Origin of the sequence: Pedobacter sp. KBW01 (assembly GCF_003852395.1) — a bacterium.
In the GTDB taxonomy this organism is placed as follows: Bacteria; Bacteroidota; Bacteroidia; order Sphingobacteriales; family Sphingobacteriaceae; genus Pedobacter.
Genome location: NZ_QAJQ01000014.1, coordinates 189,454 through 212,936, shown reverse-complemented (window position 1 = coordinate 212,936; position 23,483 = coordinate 189,454). Strand labels below are relative to the sequence as shown.

Annotated in this window: 19 protein-coding genes; 12 read left to right on the top strand and 7 right to left on the bottom strand. The window is 38.4% G+C overall.

All coding sequences use genetic code 11. The features are described from left to right. The first annotated feature begins 71 nt into the window (after positions 1-71). Positions 72-2,534, top strand: a complete 2,463-nt coding sequence (locus DBR40_RS16465; RefSeq protein WP_124560832.1) for a glycoside hydrolase family 31 protein — start codon at positions 72-74, stop codon at positions 2,532-2,534. A 62-nt stretch (positions 2,535-2,596) separates the two neighbouring features. Further along, positions 2,597-4,561, top strand: coding sequence for a 1,4-alpha-glucan branching protein GlgB (gene glgB / locus DBR40_RS16460; RefSeq protein ID WP_124560831.1), 1,965 nt, complete (start codon positions 2,597-2,599; stop codon positions 4,559-4,561). Positions 4,562-4,808: 247 nt separating this feature from the next. Here the strand turns inward: glgB and DBR40_RS16455 are convergent, their stop codons facing one another. Continuing rightward, on the bottom strand, positions 4,809-6,968 hold the full coding sequence (locus DBR40_RS16455) for a TonB-dependent receptor (RefSeq protein WP_233603913.1): 2,160 nt from the start codon (positions 6,966-6,968) through the stop codon (positions 4,809-4,811). A gap of 90 nt (positions 6,969-7,058) precedes the next feature. Then, positions 7,059-7,397 (bottom strand): hypothetical protein, encoded by a 339-nt coding sequence (locus DBR40_RS27015; protein ID WP_124560829.1) that lies wholly within the window; start codon positions 7,395-7,397, stop codon positions 7,059-7,061. A gap of 558 nt (positions 7,398-7,955) precedes the next feature. On the opposite strand from DBR40_RS27015, the gene DBR40_RS16445 reads away from it, so the two are divergent. Further along, positions 7,956-8,531, top strand: a complete 576-nt coding sequence (locus DBR40_RS16445; protein ID WP_158674065.1) for a Crp/Fnr family transcriptional regulator — start codon at positions 7,956-7,958, stop codon at positions 8,529-8,531. A 372-nt stretch (positions 8,532-8,903) separates the two neighbouring features. Continuing rightward, positions 8,904-9,857, top strand: coding sequence for a hypothetical protein (locus DBR40_RS16440; RefSeq protein WP_124560827.1), 954 nt, complete (start codon positions 8,904-8,906; stop codon positions 9,855-9,857). 197 nt (positions 9,858-10,054) lie between these two features. Here DBR40_RS16440 and DBR40_RS16435 read toward each other — a convergent pair whose 3' ends face one another. Beyond that, positions 10,055-10,615, bottom strand: a complete 561-nt coding sequence (locus DBR40_RS16435) for a 5' nucleotidase, NT5C type (protein WP_124560826.1) — start codon at positions 10,613-10,615, stop codon at positions 10,055-10,057. 96 nt (positions 10,616-10,711) lie between these two features. Here DBR40_RS16435 and DBR40_RS16430 point away from each other — a divergent pair, with 96 nt between their 5' ends. From DBR40_RS16430 to DBR40_RS16415, 4 genes are all read left to right on the top strand, one after another. Then, positions 10,712-11,461, top strand: coding sequence for a DeoR/GlpR family DNA-binding transcription regulator (locus DBR40_RS16430; protein WP_124560825.1), 750 nt, complete (start codon positions 10,712-10,714; stop codon positions 11,459-11,461). Positions 11,462-11,601: 140 nt separating this feature from the next. Further along, the gene (locus tag DBR40_RS16425; protein ID WP_148090180.1) at positions 11,602-12,090 is read left to right on the top strand and encodes a hypothetical protein; all 489 of its coding nucleotides are present in this window, start codon (positions 11,602-11,604) and stop codon (positions 12,088-12,090) included. Between the two features lie 20 nt (positions 12,091-12,110). Further along, positions 12,111-12,992, top strand: a complete 882-nt coding sequence (locus DBR40_RS16420) for a hypothetical protein (RefSeq protein ID WP_124560823.1) — start codon at positions 12,111-12,113, stop codon at positions 12,990-12,992. A 298-nt stretch (positions 12,993-13,290) separates the two neighbouring features. Continuing rightward, positions 13,291-13,965, top strand: coding sequence for a WG repeat-containing protein (locus DBR40_RS16415; RefSeq protein ID WP_124560822.1), 675 nt, complete (start codon positions 13,291-13,293; stop codon positions 13,963-13,965). Positions 13,966-15,145: 1,180 nt separating this feature from the next. Here the strand turns inward: DBR40_RS16415 and gap are convergent. From gap to pfkA, 3 genes are read right to left on the bottom strand one after another with little or no spacing between them, the layout of a single operon-like run. Next, entirely contained in the window at positions 15,146-16,144 is a 999-nt protein-coding gene (gene gap, locus DBR40_RS16410; protein WP_124560821.1) for a type I glyceraldehyde-3-phosphate dehydrogenase, read from the bottom strand. A gap of 8 nt (positions 16,145-16,152) precedes the next feature. Beyond that, positions 16,153-16,995: a hypothetical protein gene (locus DBR40_RS16405; RefSeq protein ID WP_124560820.1), complete on the bottom strand. Its 843-nt coding sequence runs from the start codon at positions 16,993-16,995 to the stop codon at positions 16,153-16,155. A 1-nt stretch (position 16,996) separates the two neighbouring features. Further along, a complete protein-coding gene (gene pfkA / locus DBR40_RS16400; protein ID WP_124560819.1) occupies positions 16,997-17,983 on the bottom strand; it encodes a 6-phosphofructokinase in 987 nt (328 codons plus the stop codon). A gap of 112 nt (positions 17,984-18,095) precedes the next feature. On the opposite strand from pfkA, the gene DBR40_RS16395 reads away from it, so the two are divergent. Then, positions 18,096-18,785: an NUDIX hydrolase gene (locus DBR40_RS16395; protein ID WP_052266252.1), complete on the top strand. Its 690-nt coding sequence runs from the start codon at positions 18,096-18,098 to the stop codon at positions 18,783-18,785. Between the two features lie 168 nt (positions 18,786-18,953). Here DBR40_RS16395 and DBR40_RS16390 read toward each other — a convergent pair whose 3' ends face one another. After that, positions 18,954-19,814: an N-acetylglucosamine kinase gene (locus DBR40_RS16390; protein WP_124560818.1), complete on the bottom strand. Its 861-nt coding sequence runs from the start codon at positions 19,812-19,814 to the stop codon at positions 18,954-18,956. A 221-nt stretch (positions 19,815-20,035) separates the two neighbouring features. On the opposite strand from DBR40_RS16390, the gene DBR40_RS16385 reads away from it, so the two are divergent. The 3 genes from DBR40_RS16385 to accC are packed head-to-tail and all read left to right on the top strand — an operon-like array spanning position 20,036 to position 23,406. Next, complete coding sequence (locus DBR40_RS16385) at positions 20,036-21,058, top strand: threonine aldolase family protein (RefSeq protein ID WP_124560817.1); 1,023 nt, start codon at positions 20,036-20,038, stop codon at positions 21,056-21,058. A 47-nt stretch (positions 21,059-21,105) separates the two neighbouring features. Beyond that, the gene (locus DBR40_RS16380) at positions 21,106-21,888 is read left to right on the top strand and encodes a hypothetical protein (RefSeq protein ID WP_124560816.1); all 783 of its coding nucleotides are present in this window, start codon (positions 21,106-21,108) and stop codon (positions 21,886-21,888) included. Between the two features lie 6 nt (positions 21,889-21,894). Further along, entirely contained in the window at positions 21,895-23,406 is a 1,512-nt protein-coding gene (gene accC / locus DBR40_RS16375; protein WP_124560815.1) for an acetyl-CoA carboxylase biotin carboxylase subunit, read from the top strand. Positions 23,407-23,483: the final 77 nt, after the last annotated feature.

The following is a 23,483-nucleotide window of genomic DNA, read 5'->3' as shown; positions in this document are numbered from 1 at the left end:
TGTATTATAGTACTTTCTTAAGCACTGTCCCGGTTTAAGAGCTATTAATTTGAAATTATAGATATATAAGGATGGAAGCGCAAAACGACAAACCTAATGAAATAAGTGAGCTGATTGAAAAGGAGCAGGAAATACAGCATCTTAACAATCCAGTTGATATATCGGTAAAGCCAATTGTAAAACAATACCTTGGTGCGGTTAAAAAAGTAAAGAAAGAAGGCAATCGTTTTTATTTCTCCGATGGCGATGCCCGTGTAGAAGTGAGGGTGGTAAGTGATGATATTATCAGGGTAAGACTGGCTCCACATGGTGTTTTTCTTGATGATTTTTCTTATGCTGTACCAGAAGTAGACCAAAAGGTTTCTGTTTTTAAAATGCAGGAACACGAAGACCATTATACCATCTCTACCTATGCAGTAACCTGTAAAATAGATAAGGCAAACTTTCATATCTCCTTTTCGGATAATATTACCAATGTAGTGATGGTTGATGAGGCCAACTCCATGCACTGGGAAGAAAATGTAGATTTTGGTGGTTACTATATTTATGCGACCAAAAAATGCCACCCTGAAGAGAATTTCTTCGGTTTAGGCGATAAATCAGGGAATTTTAACCTGCGTGGCCGCCGTTTCGAAAATTGGAATACCGATGCCTACTCTTTCGGCTGGAACCAGGACCCGCTATACCGTACCATACCATTTTATATTGGCTTACACAACCAGGCTGCTTACGGTATTTTTTTCGATAATACCTTTAAATCGTATTTCGATTTTGGATCCGAAGATGTAAATAAGACCAGTTTCTGGGCCGATGGTGGTGAGTTGCAATATTATTACATTCACGGGCCACACATTATGGATGTGGTTAAACGTTATGCTACTTTAACCGGTACGCATCCAATGCCTCCAAAGTGGACACTGGGCTATCAGCAATGCCGCTGGAGTTATTATCCGGAAACTAAGGTTAAAGAAATAGCTAAACAATTCAGAGAGCGTAAAATTCCTTGCGATGCCATTTATCTCGATATTGATTATATGGATGGTTATCGCTGCTTTACCTGGAACAAAAAATACTTTCCAGACCCCAGGCGGATGATTAAAGAACTTTCTGATGATGGTTTTAAAACCGTTGTAATGATTGATCCGGGAATTAAGGTTGATGACGACTACTGGGTGTTTAAAGAAGGTAAAGAGAAAAGATTTTTCTGTCGCCGTAGCGACGATTATTATATGGAAGGGCACGTTTGGCCAGGCCGCTGCCAGTTTCCAGATTTTACTAACCCAAAGGTGCGTACCTGGTGGGGTAATTTATACAAAGAACTGGTTGATATGGGCGTGGCCGGTTTCTGGAATGATATGAATGAGCCGGCAGTATTTGGTTCAGGTACCTTCCCGAATGATGTGCGCCACAATTACGATGGTTACCGTGGTTCGCACCGCAAAGCACACAACGTTTACGGCATGCAAATGGTTCGTTCTACTTACGAAGGACTGAAAAAACTAATGCGCAACAAGCGTCCGTTTACCATTACAAGGGCAGGTTATTCGGGTATGCAACGCTATGCCAGTGTTTGGACGGGCGATAATATTGCCACCTGGGAGCACTTAAAGATCGGAAACATCCAGTGCCAGCGTTTATCAGTTTCTGGTGTTCCTTTTTGTGGAACAGATATTGGCGGATTTAGCGGCGAACCAGATGGAGAATTATTCACCCGCTGGATTCAGCTGGGTACATTCTCACCATTTATGAGGGCACACTCTGCAGGCGATACTGCTGAGCGTGAACCCTGGAGTTTTGGCGAGTTTTTCGAAAATATTAACCGCAAGTTTATTGAGCTAAGGTATCGTTTAATGCCTTATCTGTACTCGGTTTTCTGGGAACATCACCGTTATGGTTTCCCGATTTTGAGGCCATTGGTAATGCTTGAACAGGAGAATATCAGTAACAGTTTCCGCCAGGATGAGTTTTGCTACGGCGATAAACTTCTAATCTGTCCGGTGCTGGAGCAGGGAGCCATTTCGCGCAAAGTTTATCTGCCTAAAGGTACCTGGTATAATTTCTGGACCAACGAGATTTTAGAAGGCGGTAACGAATATACCGTGGATGCCAAGATCGACAGTATGCCGATGTTTGTACGTGCAGGTTCTGTTTTGCCTGAATATCCGGTTATGCAGTATGTAGATGAAAAATCGATTACCGAAGTGGTATTGAATATCTACCATAGCGATTATGAAGTAAACTCGTACATGTACGAAGATCATGGCGACACTTTTGCATATGAACAGGATATTTACCTGGAGAAGAAATTTACGGTAAAGGGCGATAGCCAGACCATTAAAGTAAATCAACGCATTGAAGGCTTGTATACACCTAATTATGAGTTTTATGTTTGCAATGTTATTGGCGTAAAATTCCAGGTGAAAAAGATCATCATCGATAATAAAGAGGTGAAAGATTTTTACACCGACGATAAGCATGTATTGCATTTCAAATGCAATAAAAATTTCTCTGAAATTCAGATTTTAAGTCTGTAAATCTTTTAGCCCCAAATGCTGTTTAGTATTTGGGGCTTAATTTATCTAGCCAAAAAATATCTATGCCAACAGCCAAAAAAGTTACTGCAAAAAAAGCAGCTTTAACAAAAACCGACCACAAGAAAACGGTTTGGGTACACAGTTTATTTACCGATTACGACATTGATCTTTTTCTGGTTGGAAAGCATTTCAGGCTTTATGAAAAAATGGGATCGCACCTTGTCAGTGTTGATGGCATAGCCGGAACTTATTTTTCGGTATGGGCGCCCAATGCCATTAACGTAGCTGTGGTAGGTAATTTCAATGACTGGAACAATACTTCGCATGAATTAAACAAGCGATGGGATAAATCTGGTGTCTGGGAGGGTTTTATCCCTGGTATCGCCAAAGGCGAGGTTTACAAATATTTTGTAAAGGGTTTTGATGAATCCGAACATTTAAAGGGAGATCCCTACGCCCGTAGGTGGGAACACCCACCGCAAACGGCTTCCATTGTTTGGGATACCGATTACACGTGGAAAGATAAAACCTGGTTAAATAAAAGGGCCAAACTAAATACTTTAGATCAGCCAATATCCGTGTACGAAATACATTTGGGCTCCTGGGAGCGAGATCCGGATAATCCAGAGCGTGTTTTAACCTGCCGGGAAGTAGCTGGCAGATTGGTGCCTTATGTTAAAGAAATGGGCTTTACCCATGTAGAGCTGATGCCGGTAATGGAATTTCCATTTTTTCCAAGCTGGGGTTACCAGATTACAGGTTATTTTGGGGCAAGCTCGCGCTATGGTTCGCCACAGGATTTAATGTACCTCATTGATGAGCTGCATAAAGCGAATATTGCTGTGATATTGGATTGGGTACCTTCTCATTTTCCGGGCGACAGGCACGGTTTATATGAGTTTGATGGTACGCATCTGTACGAGCATGCCGATATGCGAAAAGGTTTCCACCCTGACTGGAAATCGTATATTTTTAATTACGATAGAAACGAGGTACGCTCTTTCCTGATCAGCAATGCGATGTTCTGGTTAGATCAATATCATGCTGATGGTTTAAGGGTGGATGCTGTGGCATCTATGCTTTATTTTAACTTTTCGAGAGAAGAGGGCGATGCTGCTACAAACGAGTATGGCGGAAGCGAAAACTTAGGTGCGATACAATTTTTACAGGATCTGAATGTGGCGGTTTATGGTAACTTTGAAGGTGTACATACGATTGCCGAAGAAAGCAGCACTTACCCTGGAGTAACCCATCCGGTACATACCGGCGGACTTGGCTTTGGCATGAAATGGATGATGGGCTGGATGAATGATACGTTAAAATACTTCAAGGTAGATACGTTAGGAAGAAAGCACCACCATAATCAGTTGAGCTTTAGCATGACTTATGCCTTTACCGAAAATTTTATGCTGCCTTTTTCGCACGATGAGGTGGTACACGGTAAATCGCCTATGTTGTATAAAATGCCGGGCGATGACTGGCAGAAATTTGCCAATTTAAGGGCGCTGTATGGTTATATGTTTACTCATCCGGGTGCGAAACTGCTTTTTATGGGCAACGAGTTTGGTCAAACCAATGAGTGGAATTTTACCCAGTCGCTCGATTGGCATTTACTGCAATACGCCCCGCACAAAGGAATGCAGGAAACTGTTAAGGCCTTAAATTTCCTGTACAGAACAGAACCCGCGCTATATCATTTTAATTTTAGTTACGAAGGTTTTGAGTGGCTCGATGCAGATAATGCAAACGAATCGGTATTTGTGTATATGCGCAAGGGACCCAAAGCAAAAGATACACTGGTAATTGCCATAAACTTAACTCCTGTCGTTAGAGAACACTATCGGATTGGCGTACCATTTAAAACCAAATGGACCGAAATTTTTAATACCGATGATATTGTTTACTACGGTAGTGGCATTAACAATAAGGGCGCAATTATACCTGGCACAGAAGGTTATCATAACCAAAAATATGCTATTGATGTAAACCTGCCTCCTTTAGCAGTAGTTGTTTTTAAAAGTAAATAAAGGCAGTTTTATGCTTTGAATTGAATTTATATTACGCTAAAACTGCATAATAAAACCTGGTTTTGGCGTGATATAGGTTTTTATATTGCGCCAAAACTTATTTAATTGACTACAAAATACCCTTAAATAAGAAAAGCCTCTCATTGCTGAAAGGCTTTCTTAAACTCTGGAGTGGAAGCATCCAGAGCGGCTGCAAAGGTACAATAATCTTGTGCACTTGCAAGTATTATTTTTTATTCTTTCATTTTTAGAGCTTTAACTTTATCCCGGCATTAAAAGTTCTTCCCTCTGTGTGTGTCCAGATGTCATCGAAAGTGGGATTAAGGTGCGATCCGTTTACTACACTTTTATATTTGCTTTGCCTGGTATCGGTAAAGTTCTCTGCATTAACAAAAACCGAAATCTTGCCAAAAACCTTTTCGGCCATAAAGCCAAACTCCCAAAAAGCACTGGTTTGCTGGTTGTTGTAAAGGTATTGCCTATCGGTAAAATACCCTTCAAGTCCCATTTTAAAGTTTCTTTCCTTCTCGTAAAGCAGGGCAAGGTTTAATTTGTTTTTAGGTAATAACCTGATGGTTTGTATAACCGGGAGATAATTTGCTTTGGCAGAAGTAAAAGTATAACCAGCAAAAAGCTTAAAATATTCTTTGAAAATTATTTTTGCATTGGTTTCGAAACCTTTGCTTTGTACTGGCAGACTGGTGTTTTCGAAGTGAAAACTGCCAGCTACATCCTGGAGTAAAATAGTCGAATTGTTAATCCGGGTATAAAAAAACATCTGGTTCAGGCTAACCATCCAGTCGTCGCCTATATTGGTTTTATAATTAACATCGGCTGTACCACCGTAGCTCCGTTCGGCCTTTACCTGGTTTAAGGGAAGCAAGTTTTGATATTGGAAGGTTTCGGTTTGTTCAGTAAACAAAGTGGGGGTTTTATAACCCAGTCCACCACCAATGCGCGAGCTCCACTTATCATTGAACTTATACAATGCTGAGATTCTTGGTAGAGCAAAAGCTTCTTTTTTATTGTAATTCGCATTAAAGTAATTTACAAAATCGATCCGCATGCCACTTTCAAGCTTAAATTTTTGGGTAATATCCCAGGTTTGCTGTGCATAAAGTCCTGCCGTTTTTGTGGTGAAGTTTTTGGCAAGGCTTACAGCCTGGTTCTGCTCTGTAAAATCATCGTATACTAAGTTGGCCCCGAAAATTAAACTCTGGTTTTTGATATTCTTCAAATAACTGATATCGGTATAAGCATTGTAATTAATACCATCGAAACGGTAATCAGGGATGGCGATACCACGCTTAAAGTAATTGAAACTGGTTTTGATTTTTAACAGGTCCTTTTCGGTTGTTTTATAGCTAAAATCGAGCGTGGAAGTATTCCGGATACTGTTGTTGGTTTCAAAATAGCGGTGACTGGCATCGGCGTTATTGTTGACTACAAATATATCGCCACCAGTACGGTCGCTTTTGGTAAAAGCATTGCCGATTACCAAAGTTGCACGCTCGCTTGGGTAGAAAAACAGTTTAGGGTGAATGGTGAAATCTTTTGTTTTAGGCAGTTCGGTAAAATCATCATCATCTACATCGTAAGCTTTTTGAAAATTAGCCAACGCCAAAAGGCTATAACCGAATTTTTTATTGCGCTGCATACCAAAACCACCAATATTGGTTTGGCCCACATTCGATTGGTTAACAATAAAGTTAAATTCTGCCTTTTCTTTTGGGGTTCTCGAAATAAAATTCACTACCCCCGCTATTGCACCTGCTCCGTATAGAGTAGAAGAGGGGCCTTTAATAATTTCTACTTGACTTAAATCCAAAGGTGGAATTTCCAAAATACTTAATCCGCTGGCAAAATTGCCGAAACTGGCATAGCCATCTTTCAGCAACTGGGTATAACGGCCGTCAAGTCCCTGAATCCTGATGCTGGCATTGGCGCTCGTTGCCGATGTTTGCTGTACCGAAATACCAGTACTTTCGTGTAAGATCATCGAAACATTAGCAGGCCTCATATTGCTTTTCTCATCAATTTCTTCCAGTTCGATGGTTTCGACCCGGGTAGGGGTATTTTGAATGCTGCGACTGGTTCTTGTTGAAGAAACAATTACTTCTTCCAGTTCATCTTCGGATGCTGCTAAAAAGATTTCGAGCGGGCTTGTTTGTTTTAGCGGGAAGTTTAAGGTAATCAATTGTTCTTCATAACCTACATTTCTGACAATTAAAATCTGTTTGCCATTAGGGATGTTGCTTAAGCTGGCCGTTCCGTTTTCGGCTGTTTTGGCTATAATGCCGCTACCTTTTACAAGAATGGTAACGCCTTGCAGGGGCGAAGCGTTTTCTTTGTCTTTAACGGTTACTTTAAAATTATCCTGTGCGTAGGCATTTGTTATACACAGCATAGTGCATAGCAGTATTATTATTTTTTGCATGTATTTTTTAATGGGTTATTGAATAAACAGATTGTAAAGTTTACAATCGAGGGTTATCGGTTAGCCGATTACTATTTTATTCAATTTCGGCGGTTGCCAGATATTTTGGATGTATGCAGAAATAAAACGGTTACTGTAATGAATTTTTTGTTTTACAGCTACTTCATACCCTAAGAAAACAAAATCTGAAAAAATGAGGCTGCTTATCGTTGGTTGCCCGCAGCAATTGCAGGTACACATTGGCGAACAGTCGTCTTTGTGGGTACTGTTTGCTGGTTCGGTCGACTTTACAATGGCAATATTTAGTTGATTATCGCAAGTAAATTCCGGTACATCTTCGCAGGTAATGCAAGAGATGAGCAGAATGCTTAAACTTAAGAAGTAGGCTAATATTCTCATTGTAGTTTGCAAATGTACAAATCATGTTTTAGTTTTTGTGGTTTGTTGATGAAAGTCAATAAAACAGCGGTTTATAGTAAAAAGCACTACAGTATCCTGAATGAACCGGACCGTGATAAATCAACTAAGTTTAGTAACCGATTTTTTTTGCGCTAAAACCTCCGGATTGTTTACGCTTAACATTATAGTTTAAATAAGCTGGGTAGTTACTACCACGGACCGCACAAAATACCTATAAGTTACTCCCTCAGGATTTTCCTTACAGATGATTAAGTAGCGAGAGAATGGGTATTGTTATGGATAAACTGTATAACCCTCTGAGCGTTTTAGCGCCAGATCTTTTTAAAGGCGTATGAGTTAACTTACATTCTTATGGATATATGTCAAAATTGTGCCTGAAAAGTAAAAATTAAGCTTAGTTGTTGATTTTAATCAGTAAATCCGACGCTCCAATGTAGTTTATTTTTGTCGTTTAGTTTAATTCGCTATAATTAGAGGTCTAAAGTCTATTCCAGTAATTATATGCTCGAAACACGCAAAGTATTTTTGATAAATAACATGTTAAATTACCTCAGCAATTTAAATCCGGTAACCCCGGGTTTTATTCAGGAAGTGAAAAAGCATGCTGAACCAATTTTGATCAAAAAGAATAAATATATCCTGTCGCCAATTGATAATAATGATTATGTGTTTTTTGTAGCCTCTGGGTTGGTTAGGGGATTTGTTAAAGATGAAGGTAAAGAAATTACTACCTGGGTAAGCTTGGGGAATGAGTTTATTGGTGCTATTCAGCATCCTGATGAGCAGAATCAACAACCTTCTATTGAGTACCTGCAGGCATTAGAAAAAACAGAAGTTGTAGCCATGTCAAATGCTTTTATCAATAAGTTATACGAAAGCCATATCGAAACCAATATTATTGGCAGAAAGATTCTGGCCCTTCAGTATTATGCAGCTTCCGAACGTGCAATATTAGCGCGTATCCCTTCAGCAGAGCGGCGTTATGAAAAATTTCTGGAACTAAACGTTTTCGAGATTAACAAAGTTCCCCTACGCTGTGTGGCTAGCTACCTGGGTATGCGTTTAGAAACGTTGAGCCGTATACGCAGCAGATTAGTTAAAGAACTGGTTTAAGTTTTTAACTACCTGTTTCCTGTTAATTCATAATAAGTTACGGTATTTTATTGTGTTTGATACTTTATGTTTACATAGCATTATACACATTTTACAAATTGCTGTACAAGATAGTATCAAGGGTTGAATGTGTAAGAATTCTGGCTATATTTGGGTAAGTAAAAATTAAATCAACGGGACGATTTAGATTACACTCATAAGCCTCTCTTTTAAGAGAGGCTTATTTTGTTTCAGCTGGTCCCGAATTTCTATTGTGCCTTGGCGATTAATATTTACATTGATTTCGGGAAGGACTCATTACTTCTTTCCATAATATCATTAAATTGCCCCTGTTTAGTTTTAGTACTGAGCATTATCCGATAAACGCCCGTCATGAAAATATTAGATCAGTTACTCCCTGCTAGTCCCATTAAGCAAAAATGGGCTGCAATAGCTTATACCGTTATCATTGCCGCTGTATTAACGCTGGTAGGTATTTATGGCATTGGTGTATACGGGATCGCATTATTTATATTTACCCCGGTTTTTATCGGAGGGGGAGCCACCTTACTTTATGGCCGAAAGAATGAAATAAGCCAGAAACAGGCAGTTAAGCTTGGTTTTACTACCCTGGCTATTTTTACTGCTGTGCTGCTGGTATTTGCCATAGAGGGCATTATCTGTATTTTTATGGCAGCTCCATTTGCTTTGCTGCTTACCTGGCTGGGTAGTAAACTTGCTCATTCAATGGTAGAAAAGAAAGCCGGTAATGCTCCAACTGTTATGGCATTGTATATTTTAATGATCCCCACCACTGCGTTTATAGAAAAACGAAGCGCACCCGAACTTACCGCTGTAGTAACTACGATAGAAATAAATTCCAGTCCAGAAAAAGTTTGGGAAAATGTAATTGCTTTTCCACAGCTTAAAGCGCCTAAAGAGTTTCTCTTTAAAACAGGCATTGCCTATCCCATTAATGCCCGGATAGATGGTGCCGGGGTTGGTGCAGTGCGACATTGTAATTTTACTACTGGTAGTTTTGTAGAACCTGTAACTGTTTGGGATAAACCAAAGCTTTTAAAGTTCGATGTGCTGGAACAGCCTGCGCCGATGAAAGAAATCAGTTTTTGGGATATTGATGCTCCCCATCTGCACGATTATTTCGTATCTAAACGTGGCCAATTTAAGTTAACCGCACTGCCAAATGGTAGAACACTTTTGGCTGGTACAACCTGGTATTATCATAACATTAAGCCGGTTTTTTACTGGCAGCTCTGGAGCAATTACATTATTCATAAAATACACACCAGGGTTTTGATGCATATTAAAGAAAATTCAGAAAAATAACCACACTAGTTGCTTGCTTCATTTCTTTTGAGAATTATCAAAGAAAAAAGTATTTCTTCATGAAATCTTAATCTTTCTGCCGTAATATTGTAAGCATAAGGGGTGAGAGCCTTATATCAACTTCATAAGTTGAGAGCGTTAATTTAGATAGGGGATGTAGCCAGTGGTTACATCCTTTTTTGTTATGGTTTAGATCTTTACGCAATCGCAAGGCTTTCTAATTGCTCTTCTTCCAGTTTTTTTAATAGCCCGGGTACTTCGTTCCAATGGTTTATCCGTTGGTGGTGATCTTTCTCTACATTATGAAATGCAGTAAACATAAGTGCTTTCCCTTTGCAGAAATCTAGGTTTTTGCAATGATCGTCTATTAAATAATCGGTGTCGATAATGCTTTTATCACCACAAAAGATAATGTTTCTCCAGCTAATAAAAGGGAAGTGTTCGGTGAGCCATTCGCGTTTTTCAAACAACGATAAAGGGAATTCCATTGCGGCCGAAACGATATACACTTCATAATCTTCCATTAGTTTTTTTACAGTTTCAACGGCGCCATCCATCAGGGGCAGGTTTCTGAAAAAGCCCGCTTTATTGCAAATTTGCATTACCGTTTCCCTGTCGGGGAAAAGTTCTTCTTCCGATTTACCTTTTATATCATCCCTGGTAAGTACAATACCAGTTTGTGCCGCATACGATTGTAATATGTGGTCTTCTATATCGGCGAGTACGCCATCCATATCAATGCCTATTGTTCTTTTCATGGTTTGCTATATTTTGCAACAAAAATATTAAATATTGCAATATATTGCAAATTTGTTTCGCTTTAAAATTTTATATTTGCAGTATATTGCAGTAATATGGTAAAAGAAGAACGCTTACAGATTATTATCGATACGCTTGAAAAAGACAATAAAGTACGCCTGGATCAGCTGAGTAGTTTGCTCAAGGTATCAGAAGATACAGTAAGGCGCGACATTAAAGAACTCGATACACAAGGTTTGCTCAGGGCGGTGCGGGGAGGGGCAATTGCACGCTCGCCTATTCCGCAGCATTACAGAGAAAGGGAAAAGTACAATCAACAGCACAAGCAAATCATTGCAGCCAAAGCTTTACAATTTTTAAAAGATGGTCAGGTAGTTTTTTTTGATGGTGGTACCTCAGTTGTAGCGCTGGCAGCCGCTTTGCCAAAAGATTTAAAAATTACCATTATTACCAATAGTTTTCCGGTGGCCAATATTTTAGAAGATCACCCCTGTGCCGAAGTAATATTTGCGGGAGGAAAATTGCATAAAACTGCATTTACGACTATGGGGCAGGAAACCATCGATACCTTCAGGAAAATACGTGCTGATATTTGCATGCTCGGAATTTGCAGTTTACACCATAGCATGGGGATTACCTCTATCATATATGAAGATGCACAGCTAAACAATACCATGATTAACCAGGCGCAGAAAACCATTGCACTTTCGGCCCTCGAAAAGATTAATACCGTAGAGCCTTATTATGTATGTCCTGTTACCGATGTTGATGTAATTATAACTGAAACCGAGCCAGCTAATGCTGCTTTGGATGCCTACAGGCATTTGGGGATTGAGGTGGTGTAGTTAGTCATCGTCCGCGTTTGTAACGCGGATGAAAGAGCTATACATTTGTAATGTGTGGCGATACAATCGCCAGTCTCACTTATCCTCGTTGCAAACGAGGACAATAAAGAGTGTATCACCTTAAATCTGCGGGAGAAAAAATGGCGATTAAGAATGTTCTGTATGTGTTTGGCAATATCAAGAAAACGAAACTGTTGTATTTTGTATTTCCTCTGTTTTTGAGTTGTAAAACAAAACAAGTTTTACTCCCGCCTATGGTGATTTCAGAATATGAATTCACGAACTTCTGCGAGCTGCCTAAAATGGAAAAAGAGCTTGTTTATACCAGCGCAATTTACAGAGGGGTAGAAGAGTACTGGGCTTTGACATCAAGAGATAAAAATTGTATAGATTTACGTGTAGAACTGGAAATACCAGAGAGCTTAGTTATTTACCCTAAATTTGAAAAACTACTTAAAGATGTACAGGATAAATACTGGCAAAAATATTTAATAATTGATGCCATAGGAGAATATGAAGTTGGGAATGAACACGGTTATGGGCATTTAGGTACTAATAAAGCGAAGTTTACAGTTAAAAAGTTGATTAATGTACAATTGATTGATAGAAAAAGGAAATCCCTTTATTGAGGTCCGTGTTTGAAACGCGGATGGAAGAGCTATACGTTTGTAATGTGTGGGCGATACAACTGCCAGTCTCACTTATCTTCGTTACAAACGAGGACAATAAAGGATTTGCTGCATTTAAATTAGATATAAGAATATTAACGCCCTGTACTTTAATCATGAAGCGCTGCTTAAATATATTAACGCTATTTTTAATAATATCGGGCTGCATTAATAAGCAGCCCCAAAAAGTTAAAGTAAGCTCAGGAAAGGCTAATCTAAACTGTAACTGCGAAAAGGATTCGATATTGTCTCATATTATTTCTTGTGAACCTAAAACTTTAACCAATGGGTCAAAACTATACTGGAGTTATAATTGCGATTCTTCCTGGATAACATTCGAAGGTAAGAACAGGACAAAAAGAATCATTTTCACTTTGGGTGATGGATTAGTACAGCTTACTAATCGACTTGGTCATACCGGTTTTAAAGAATTTAAAACGACTTTCCTTTACACAAACAGAGTTATCTCAGGTTGTTGCGATCCTGACAACTATTATCTTTACAGCAAAGCCACAGGTAAATTATTAAAAGTAATAGATGGAGTCATTTATGTTCCTGACAGCAGCCGAATACCTTTTGTAGTCTCTATTGCCAATTATGATTACGATCACGGCTCGAAATTTAGCTATAATTCATTAACGCTCTATAATATCGACAGTCAAAAATCTTATAAGATTGCTATAAAAAAGGGTGAAATTGAAAAAGGAATGAAAAATAATAAATATTTGTTCCCTGAATATATTTTTGATACATCACTATTTGACAGTCGAATACTTATTGTCAAGTACTTTACAGAAAAATATAGTAAAGGGGTGAAGCTAAAATATAAAACCATCAAGATTGACTTAAAAGCGTATAGCTAATGGTTTAAATTTATCATAAAAAATATTGTGTTTAGCTGATCATTTAGATTTTTTAGGGATCATGTCACTTATAGGTACTTATAAACATAAATTGCTGGGTTTTGTAGAATGCCCATCTACCTATAATTTTGTCAACTTTAATGAGAAGACTAGAAGAATTGCAGTGTATAGAGCTATACATTTGCAATGTGTGGGCGATACAATCGTCAGTCTCACTTATCATCGTTACAAACGAGGACAATAAAGGATAAAGAAAGAATAATGCAAGATGCTTTTGTTTGAAAGTAAGTAATTCAACATGGAGATAATATATTTTCAGAGTAATACCTATGGTGCTCCTCAGGGGAAATGTTTGCGCTATAGAAAGGTGGTTGTTGATTGCGAGGAAGATGATTTGGCTTTGGTAGAAAATGATATGGTTTGCTATAAAGGTAAATGGGGGATGTTGGATGGCGATGGTAAATTGATCATTCCGGCAGAGTATGATTTTATCGATTGCATCTGTAGTGAGACTCAATTTAAAGTTGCTTTAGGAGATTTGGTGATTGACCTTTGTAAAAGTCAGATCGGTGGTGAAATAACTTATATTGCTAAAGGGGCAAAATGGGGTATTATAAACGAAAACAATGAAATATTGGTTCCGATTCAGTATGATTGGGTTGAGGAGCTTGCTTTAAATAATTATGCTGTAAATATAGGTTGTACGTTAGAATATAACGACAACTATCAGGAAGAGTATTGGTTTGCCCAAAATGGCAAATGGGGTGTCGTAGATGCTAATCATAAAATTATTGTTCCTATTGAGTATGATTCATATTATAATACAGCAAAGAAATACGAAGATTTAATCTTTGTTCAAAAAGGAAGACCTTATTTTGATGAACAGGAGCCATACGATGTCTTTGATTATGGCGGTAATCTGCTTTATAGTAACATACAAGGTTTTGTGGTTAGGATATTCGGTAGTCCGTAACTTAATAAATATTGATATTTGATATCTGAGAATGTTAAAAATGCTTAATAAACAACTTAGATTCTAATTAGTAAGTTCATAAATAAGCTAATATCTATGTAATAGTTTAAAATTATAAAGGGATACGCACAATCGTACTTGGAACATATATCTTTTAGCAAATAACTTATAATTATAAGCTCAGAACATATATCATTTAAAAAATAACCTATAATTATAGGCTCGGAGCATATATCGTTTAGCAAATAACCTATAATTATAAGCTCGGAGCATATATCATTTAAAAAATAACTTATAATTATAAGTCCGGAGCATATATTGTTTAGCAAATAACCTATAATTATAAGCTCTGAGCATATATCGTTTAGCAAATAACCTATAATTATAAGCTCTGAGCACATATCGTTTAGAAAATAACCTATAATTATTGATTCGGAGTAAAGTAGGTTGTTTAGTTAATCGACTTCGTTTGTAACGCGGATGGAAGAGATATACCTTTGTAATGTATACCGTGCAATTAGCGCTCTTATCTTATTTCCTTAGTAAACACGGTTTTTGATGTCGCTGCGGGTAAGGAACAAAAACCCCGTATAAAAGAAAAGAGATACTCCATCCAGACGTATCTCTTTTTTCTAACCAAATATAAACCTGTTATGAGCCAGGCTTTGTCTTTAACCTTCTTTCTAAACCGGGGTTTATCCAGAAAGTGATTTATCTTTTTTTATTGATAACAAACATCGTTCCGTTTATTATGATACAAATATAGTAAAAAAATTGATAGTGTAAAAAATACACTAAGAAAATTTTAAGTATTTTTTTTGTCATTTTTTATTTCCTGTTCCTTTTCTGGAGGCTTTTAGGATTTAAAATGATCGTACCACAAAGATAAGGCAAAAATTTGTTAACTAATTGTTAAATATTGACAATTTATAGTACGATTTAGTCAAACGTTTGTTTAGTTTTTGCTAAAAAATATGTTTTACTGAAATTTTGTATAGATTTTTGTGTTTTTTGAGATGTTTAGCTGGATTATTTGCTTTTAAATTAAATAAAGTTGAATTTTTGATTGATTTTAAAATAAAATTTATAGGTGAAAATGCTGTTTAAAACAAAAAGGTAGCATTAAATTAATAATGCTACCTTTTTAGTAGTATAATGATGCGCTTAGCGCTATTTTTTATTATAAACTAGCGTAATATTCTACGAATTTAGCTAATGCTGAAGAATATCCCCACTCGTTATCGTACCAAGATACCACTTTTACGAAATTATCGTTCAAAGAGATACCAGCTTTTGCGTCGAAAATAGAAGCGTGGTCATCACCAATAAAGTCAGAAGAAACAACTTCATCCTCAGTATAACCTAGCACGCCTTTTAAATCGCCTTCAGAAGCAGCTTTCATTGCAGCTTTAATTTGCTCGTAAGTAGCTGGTTTTTCTAAACGAGCAGTTAAGTCTACTACAGAAACATCAGCAACAGGAACGCGGAAAGACATACCAGTTAATTTTCCTTTTAATTCAGGAAGTACCATACCTACAGCTTTAGCAGCACCGGTTGATGAAGGGATGATGTTAGAGAAACCACCACGGCCACCTCTCCAGTCTTTAGCTGATGGGCTATCAACAGTTTTTTGAGTTGCAGTTACAGCGTGGATTGTGCTCATTAAACCTTCAACAATACCGAAGTTATCGTTTAATACTTTAGCAATTGGCGCTAAACAGTTAGTAGTACATGATGCATTAGAAACGATAGTCTGATCTGCAGTTAATTTATCGTGGTTAACACCCATTACGTAAGTAGGGATATCGCTATCTTTAGCAGGAGCAGAGAAAACTACTTTTTTAGCACCTGCGGCAATGTGTTTCTCAGCATCAGCACGGGTTAAGAATAAGCCGGTTGATTCGATTACCACTTCAACACCTACAGCATCCCATTTCAAGTCAGCAGGGTTTCTTTCTGAAGTAACACGGATAGTTTTACCATTAACTACAAGGTTACCGTCAACAACTTCAATTGTGCCATCAAATTTACCGTGAGTAGTATCATATTTTAACATGTAAGCCATGTAATCCGGATCAATTAAGTCGTTAATGGCTACAATATCTAATCCTCTTTTTAATGCGGCTCTGAAAACCAGTCGGCCAATACGGCCAAAGCCGTTTATTCCAATTTTGCTCATTGTTTTTGTTAATTAATGTAATGTTTTAATAAATTCTGTATTGGTTCTTTAATAATGCTTTTAATTTCAAGGTTGTATTTGCCTGCTACCAGTCTTAAGCGATCTTCGAGCTCGGCAGCTACTTTGCCTACAATATGCAGCTCCTTGTTTGGGTATTTCTCAACTGTAGGTAAAATATAGGTCTCAATGTATTTTTCAAATCCTTCATCAATCAGCTTACGAATGTATTCGTGTTTGCTGTTTTGGGTTACGAAATCGAAAAACGAAGTTAAGAAAATATTCGCCTGCGGCTTATTGTAAATGCGTTCTAAAATTTGAGGGCGGTCCAGACTGTGTGTTAACAAGAATTTGGTTTCAATGTCTTTAGGTAGTTTATGGCTTAAAAATTCTCTGAGTATCATTTTTCCAAAGTAATTTGAAGAGCCTTCATCACCTAATATATAACCCAATCCAAAGTTATTGTTGAGTGGCTTTTTCCCGTCAAAATAGGCGCAGTGTGCACCGCTGCCCAGCATACCTACAATGCCTGGTTTGTCATAACAAGCCGCTTTGGCTGCGCCAAACATATCATTTTCGACCACAACTTTACTGTATTTAAAAAATGAAGAAAGGGTTTTTGCCAGTTCTTCTTTCCTGTCAGCTGATGAGGCGCCTGCGGCAAAGAAATAAATTTTTTTTATGTTCTCTGCATTGTTAACCAGGACTACCTTTTTGTTTAGGATCTGTAAAATAGTTTTCGGATCAACAAAGCATGGGTTTAAGCCTGTAGTATTGCAATGTGCCACCACCTGGCCATTTTGGGTGATTTTCCAAAACGCCGTTTTCGATCCACTGTAAACAACCGCTATCATATTATATAGAAAGTACTTCGGTCATTTCCAATAAATCGGGTTCAAGTTTAAAGGAATGCGCGGTTAAAGCGTCCTTAATGCTGGTTAATTTAATTTCGTTACCTTTTAAGCCTACCATTTGTTCAGTTTGGCCTGCAATTAACGCATTTACTGCGGCAAAACCTAACCTGCTGCCTAAAATACGGTCAAAACTGCTCGGGCTACCACCGCGTTGAAGGTGACCAAGTATGGTAACTTTGGTGTCGTAATGATCAAAAGTTTCCTTTACTTTTTTTGCTATATCATAAGCACCGCCTTGTTTGTGCCCTTCGGCAACAATTACAATGCTTGATGATTTTTTAGTTGCTGCACCTAAAGCAAGTTTATCGATCAGTTCGTTTACACTGGTTTCCTTTTCAGGTAGTAATACCGCCTCGGCACCACTCGCAATCGAACTTCTTAAAGCTATACATCCCGAATCGCGACCCATTACCTCAATAAAGAACAAACGGTCGTGCGCATCGGCAGTATCTCTGATTTTATCTATCGCTTCAATTACAGTATTAATTGCTGTATCGTAACCCAGGGTAAAATCTGATCCGGCAAGATCATTATCAATTGTGCCGGGAATACCGATTACTTTAACACCAAAATTTTCCGAAAAACGCTTGGCCCCGGTAAAAGTTCCGTCGCCACCAATCACCACCAGGGCATCGATATCGTTTTTCTTTAAATTGTTGTACGCAATCTGCTGACCTTCGTCTGTTTTAAACTCTAAGCAGCGTGCGGTTTTCAATATGGTTCCGCCCAGGTGTAGTATATTACTCACCGAACGGGCATCCATTGGTTTTATGTTGTCGGTAATTAAACCCTGATACCCTTGCATTACACCATACATATTTATGCCATGGTAAATTCCGGTACGAACAACAGCTCTGATCGCAGCATTCATTCCGGGGGCATCGCCACCAGAAGTTAATACGGCTATATTTTTAATATTTGGCTCCATCTTATAATATACGAATATAGTGTGTAATTTTTACACTAAGTAATTTTTTTTATTTTTTTTACTTAATATTGAAAGTCATACCTTTATCTGCTTAAAATAACTAATTTTTACTTTGGAACAAATTTTACCTCATTTAGATTCTGTATTCTCGATAGATTGCGTTTTGTTTGGATTTGATGGTAAGGAGTTAAAAATCCTGCTAATCGAAAGGAATGAAGAACCGTTTAAAGATTGGTGGGCCTTGCCTGGTAACATTGTTGGTCCAGACGAGAGTTTAGATCAGTCTGCCTCTCGGATTTTATACGAACTTACGGGGTTGCGCGGCATTTACATGGAGCAGTATTATGCTTTTGGAGATCCGTACAGGCACCCTCAAGGTAGGGTAATTACCCTGGCTTATTATGCATTGATCAGGTTAGGTGGCGATAAAGAGTTACGGCCGATTAGCACTTATGCCAAACGTGCCAATTGGTTGCCCATTACCGATCTGCCTAAACTGGCTTTCGACCACCAGAAGATATACGATAAAGGTTTAGAAAAAATTAAGCGCCGGATTAAACACCAGCCGATTGCTTTTGAACTTTTGCCCGAAAAATTTACGCTTACCCAGCTACAGCATGTATATGAACTGGTTCTGGGAAAAAAATTGGATAAACGGAATTTCAGGAAGAAGATTGTAAGCTTCGGTGTATTGAAAGAATTGGATGAGAAACAAAAAGGCGTTTCTTACCGTGCAGCTACTTTATACCGTTTCGATAAACGAAAATACGCTAAACTTTTTGGTAAGGAGATTTCGTTCTAGCGAAAGAGCGAGGAGCGGAGGGCGTTGAGCAGAGAGACCAAAGCTTAAAGCGAAAATACTAAAACACAAATAATATTTATAAAAAAGAAAACCCGGATTTGAAATTCAAATCCGGGTTTTTTGTTCTTTGTGTTTCAGTACTGGCAACTCCAAACTGAAAACTCCCAACTATGCTTTAGGCGCTAGCTCTAAGTGATAATGTACTAAATCATCTATAGGTGAGCGGATAATTTTACCCACGCCCATTTCGTAACGGTCGGCAACAATACTTAAAATATCGCGGAAACTATAGCCTACAGAACCCACGCAATTTAATTTGTGGTCCTTGTAGTTTGGATAGTGGATAACCAAAGCTTCGAAAAATGCAGTAAATGCATAATCGATAGTGCTGAAAGCATAATCTTCGTAGTTATCTTTAAAATCATATAAGAATTTACTAAAGCTGGCACAAAAACGATTTGGCAAAGGCTTGTTGTAAATGTTGTCGAAAATATCTTCGTTGGTTAATGCGTAGTTATCGTAAAAAGCTTCACGTAATCCTTTTGGCATGTAACCTTTCATGTAATCGCTTAAAATACGTTTACCAATGTACGAACCGCTACCTTCATCACCAAGGAAATAACCCAAAGAATCGATGTTCATGGTAATTTCGTTTCCATCATATAGGCATGAGTTTGTACCTGTACCTAAAATAGCTGCAAATCCTGGCTCGTTTCCAAGAAGCGCTCTGCAAGAGGCAAGTAAATCATGACCTACAAAAATGGTAGCATTGGTAAAAATCTGTTGCATGGCATCGGCCACAATTTTTACATTTGCCGGTGTAGAACAGCCCGCGCCGTAATAATAAACTGCTGTTAGTTTTTCTCTTTCCAAGTGGTCTGGAAGAGTCTCATTCAAAGACTTTACAATGTACTCTCCTTTGGAAAAATATGGATTGTAACCTTCAGTGTTAAAGTAAATTTTTCTGCCGGCCTCGTTAATCAGACACCAATTTGTTTTGGTCGATCCGCCGTCTGCAATTACTATCATTTTTATTTATTTTTGGTTTTAGCACGATAAAAGTATAAAAAGTCTTATATTTTGTATCCTTTTTTTTAATAATTTTTTAACAATTTGTTGTTGCTGAAAATTAAGTGTGTAAAAAATACACTATATAGAGCGTTTAATGGCCGAAAAACCTTAAAATTATACCAGAAAGGGCATTGGTCTTTTTTTTTAACATCAAGAATTTTTTACAATCGAATAGCGAAATGAACAACAGATTTTTAGATTTCAGAAGTGATACGGTTACCAAACCAACAGCCGGAATGCTGGAAGCCATGATGACTGCAAAAGTGGGAGATGACGTTTTTGGTGAAGACGAAACGGTGCATGCATTGGAGACAAAACTGGCTTTGGCTTTTAATATGGAAGCAGGATTATTTTGCCCTTCGGGAACCATGACCAACCAGATCGCCATTAAGTGTTTTACCCAGCCGATGGATGAGGTAATCTGTGATCAGACTGCACATGTTTACCGTTACGAAATTGGTGGCATTGCTTTCCACTCTGGTGCATCGGTAAGGTTGTTGCATGGCGAGCGTGGTATTTTAACACCCGAGCTCATTGAACCTGAAATTAATGATGACAACATTCATTATCCCAATTCGAGTTTGGTGGTTTTAGAAAATACGGTAAATAAAGGCGGTGGTAGTTGCTATACCTTATCGCAGATTGCGCCAATTCACCATTTATGCAATATAAAAGGTTTAAAGCTGCATTTAGATGGCGCCCGCATCTTTAATGCCTTAGCGGCAACCGGCGATCATGCAAGCGCATATGGTAAATACTTTGATGGCATTTCGGTGTGCCTCTCAAAAGGTTTAGGCGCTCCGGTAGGTTCGGTGCTGTTGGGAACCAAACAAATGATTAATAAAGCCCGAAAAATCAGGAAAGCTTTTGGTGGCGGTATGCGTCAGGCAGGCTTTTTAGCTGCAGCGGGTATTTATGCACTCGATCATCATGTCGCCAGGTTAAAAGATGATCATGCGCATGCAAAGGCTTTAGCTGTGGCCCTGGCCCGTACAGCTTATGTAAAAGCGATTATGCCGGTTGAAACCAATATTGTCGTTTTTGAGGTTGAAAAAGGTACTGCAGAGAAAATTGTGCACCAGTTAAAGGAAAAAGGATTGCATTGCAACACCACCAGTGCAAGCACAGTGCGGTTGGTTACGCATTTAGACCTTACTCCTGCAATGATAGATCAGGCTATTGAAATAATTTTGCACCTTTAAGCAGAAACTCATATTTTACCTTTTATAATCAAATATTAAAGTACTACATGAAGACAATAAGGTTTATGGCAATGCTTTTGTTGGTTGTATTTTCAGCTAAGGTTAAGGCACAAGAGCGTGCTCAGGCAAATTTTTTAGTTCGTAGTGCAAAATATGATTTCTCAAAAATATGGGTTAGGGATTGCATTGCTGATTTATATTTCGAAAATGAAAATAAAAACCAAAAAATTAAAACTCCCGAACCTCTTGGCTTTATTGGCGATAATTATCAGCGATTTTATATTCATTTGATTTCTGTTGTTAAGGATTTGGAAAATCCGAATGAATACTTTGCTTATGGAAAAACTAAGGTGAAAAATAATATATGTGCCTTTCAGGGAAAAATTAAGATTACCAGTGCACAGTTCGGTAAAGAAAGCGATAATCCTAAATTTAAGCAAGGTACTATCATTGCAGATATTTTGTTTTTTGAAGATCAAAGTAACATTTCCTCAGGTGTACTAAAAGGGAAAATAAAGACAAATTTTGTTTTAGATACAAAAGGGAATATGTTCTATGATTCTGTAAATGCTGTAGCCGATGGTTTTTCAAATAATACATTCGAAGGAATATGGACGAGTTATAAAACCAACGTTGCTAAAAAATGTAACTGGGGTGATTTTAGAATCCCAAACTCAGGCGATCTTGATATTGGTGCAGCTGAATTTAGTGTAAACGATAAATATCTTAAGAATGGTTGGGAAAGTTATAGATTAGCCTATGGTGGTAACAATAACACCGACGCATACAAAATAGCCAATAGAAAAGAATCTGAAAAGTGGTGGAAATAAAATATTATGCCTAACAACTCCAAACTAATAACTCCAATCTCCAAATTGCTAATCGCCAACCGTGGCGAAATAGCTTTACGTATTATGCGCTCAGCAAAAGAAATGGGGATTAAAACGGTTGCTGTTTTTTCTGAAGCTGATCGCAATGCGTTGCATGTACGTTATGCCGATGAGGCGGTTTTTATCGGACCAGCGCCTTCCAATCAAAGTTATCTGGTAGGGGAGAAAATTATAGAGGCTTGTAAACTTACAGGTGCACAGGCCATTCATCCGGGTTATGGTTTTTTATCCGAGAATGCAGGTTTTGCGCAAATGGTTGCCGATGCAGGTTTAATTCTGGTTGGTCCTTCGCCGCAGGCTATGGAAACCATGGGCAATAAACTATCTGCAAAGGCTGCAGCATTAAAATATAACATCCCAATGGTTCCGGGCACGGAAGAAGCCATACAGGATGTAAACGAAGCCAAACAGCGCGCCATTGAAGTGGGTTTTCCGATTTTGATCAAAGCAGCTGCCGGTGGTGGTGGTAAGGGCATGCGTATTGTAGAACAAGCTGCCGATTTTGAAGAACAGATGCAACTGGCGGTAAGTGAAGCAACCTCTGCCTTTGGCGATGGAGCGGTTTTTATAGAACGTTATGTTACTTCGCCCCGTCACATCGAAATACAGGTGCTGGGCGATACACATGGCAATATTGTTCATCTTTTTGAACGCGAATGCTCCGTGCAACGCCGTCACCAGAAAGTGGTAGAAGAAGCGCCTTCATCTGTGCTCACCGAAGAAATCAGGCAGCGGATGGGGAAATGTGCGGTAGATGTAGCTCGTTCGGTAAACTATACCGGTGCCGGAACAGTTGAATTTATCCTTGATGAAAACCTCGATTTTTTCTTCCTCGAAATGAATACCCGTTTGCAGGTAGAGCATCCGGTAACCGAACTGATTACGGGGATCGATCTGGTAAAAGAGCAGATTAAAATTGCTTGCGGCGAAAAATTAAGTTTTAATCAGGACGATCTAAAAATCAATGGGCACGCCATCGAACTTCGGGTTTATGCAGAAGATCCGGCTAATAATTTCCTTCCTGATATTGGTAAACTTCAAACCTACGTAACCCCGCAGGGAAATGGTGTAAGGGTGGATGATGGCTTTGAACAAGGAATGGATATACCCATTTATTACGACCCGATGATTGCCAAACTGATTACTTATGGCAAGGATAGGGAAGAAGCAATGGAGCGTATGGTGCGGGCAATTGAAGAATATGATATTACGGGGATAGAAACTACTTTAGGTTTTGGTAAATTTGTAATGCAGCACGAAGCTTTTAAAACCGGAAATTTTGATACGCATTTTGTCGCAAAATATTTTAAACCTGAAAGTTTAAAGGTACAAGACGAAACTGAAGCCTTAATTGCTGCGGTTATTGCTGCCAGGCTGTTCCAGAAAAAGGATGTGCAGGTTAGCGATACAACAAAGCAAAATACTTCGGACTGGAGGAAAAACAGGTTGAAATATTAATACATTTTACTATTGCGCTGACCGTCATTCCCAACTTGATCCGATAGCTATCGGATGGGAATCTTAAACCAATAGCT